Below are 1,282 nucleotides of genomic sequence, written 5' to 3' on the forward strand. Positions count from 1 at the left end.
GACCAATTTATTGCAACCGCAGTAGGACAGCCTTAAGTCCGACAGGCTGCTAGTAAGAGGTCAGCCAGAAACCACCACGATCGAAAGTACAATTATCTTTTCCTGTACGAATAGTCAGGTCAACTGGATCAGGCCATATGCCGGTTTCCTGTTGATCTGCTCCAAAGCAATGCTATACATAAGACGCTGAACCTTTTTCATGATCCGACTCCAGCCTGTCACCGACGGCAGGCGATCCGGGAAGCCATGCGTCTGAAACACTGTCACAACACCAGAGACTTTAGGGAGTTCGCCCGACGACGGCTGCCCTCCCCTATTTTTCATTACATCGACGGTGCTGCGGATGATGAGACCACACTGCGAAGAAATACTGAGGCCTACTCCAATTGTGACCTGGTGCCCAATGTATTGAGAGGTGCAGAGCATGTTGATCTCTCTACCCGGGTTATGGGTTTGGATCTGGACATCCCTCTCTTCTTATCGCCCACCGCACTGCAGTGTCTCTTTCACCATGAAGGTGAGATGGCTGTGGGCAGAGCAGCCGAACAGTATGGCACTCTTTTTGGCCTGTCTTCTCTGGGCACTACCAGCATAGAAGACATTGGTTCAACTATTAAAACTCCGAAGCTGTTCCAGCTCTATGTGCATAAAGATAAGGGTCTGACTCGCAATATGATTGACCGATGCAAGGCGGCCAACTTCGATGCTATGGCATTAACGGTGGATACAGCCGTTGGTGGCAACAGAGAAAGAGATCTCGTCACCGGTTTTACCATCCCGCCCAAACTGACATTGAAGAGTCTGCTGAGTTTCACCTGCCATCCGGCCTGGGTTCTGAATTACGTTTCCCATGGTGGCTTTGAGCTGCCTCAGCTTCAGGACTATGTTGGCGAAGGCACCCGCATTACCCTGTCGGTCGGTCACTACTTCAGTACCATGCTGGATCAGAGTATGGACTGGCAGGCAGCAGAAGAAATTATCCACTACTGGGAAAAACCATTAGCACTAAAAGGCATCATGTCGGTTGAAGATGCACGCAGGGCCGTAGATATCGGCGCTGCGGCCATTATGATTTCCAATCATGGCGGTCGACAGCTGGATGGCTCACGCTCGCCCTTTGATCAACTGGCAGAAATTGTAGATGCCGTAGGAGACCAGATTGATGTGATATGCGACGGGGGGATACAAAGGGGCACACACGTTCTTAAAGCACTGTCGCTGGGAGCCAAAGCCTGCTCAGGAGGTCGCCTGTATCTTTATGCTTTGGCAGCAGCAGGAAGAG

1 protein-coding gene is annotated in these 1,282 nt (G+C 51.1%); it reads left to right on the forward strand.

The features are described 5' to 3' along the window. Positions 1–246: 246 nt before the first annotated feature. A partial coding sequence (locus tag KDK19_RS22620; RefSeq protein ID WP_257293000.1) for an alpha-hydroxy acid oxidase occupies positions 247–1,282 on the forward strand: 1,036 nt, incomplete at its 3' end.

This window comes from Endozoicomonas sp. ONNA1 (genome assembly GCF_024606325.1).
Classification (GTDB): domain Bacteria; phylum Pseudomonadota; class Gammaproteobacteria; order Pseudomonadales; family Endozoicomonadaceae; genus Endozoicomonas_A.